Below are 433 nucleotides of genomic sequence, written 5' to 3'. Positions count from 1 at the left end.
ATTACCTGAAGGACCGGGAACGATTTCCGTGAGCGCGCATGACGCAAAAACGTTCCGGCACCGTATTGCCTGAATGTAGGTCAAACTCTGCAAGTGGGCAACGCGTCTGGCGCACCGATTACTGGTGGTAATGCCATCACCCAGGCGGATGCAGCACAGCAAGGAGTTGTGACCAACCCTGCACAAAATTCCATCGTTGCTGTTGCTTCGAAACCAACAATTACGTATTCTGAGGATTCAGGTGAACAAAGTGCTAATAAAATGTTGCCGAACAACAAGCCTGCTGGGACTGTAGTCACAGCGCCTGTAACGGCTCAGGCAGTTAGCGCAACCGAATCAACTGCAAACTCAACGTCAACAAGTTCGCCAATCTCTACCTGGCGCTGGCCGACTGACGGCAACGTGATCGAAAACTTTGCGGCTACCGAAGGTG

At 52.0% G+C, this 433-nt stretch carries 1 pseudogene; it reads left to right on the top strand.

What is annotated here, in order from left to right:
* Positions 1 to 12 precede the first annotated feature (12 nt).
* Positions 13 to 433, top strand: a pseudogene (nlpD, locus tag ACU8YC_RS28255) (murein hydrolase activator NlpD); the annotation flags it as partial.

The sequence above is a fragment of the Citrobacter sp. VF227 genome (genome assembly GCF_052950715.1).
Note: the sequence above shows the minus strand (reverse complement) of the source record. Positions and strands in the feature narration are given on the sequence as shown.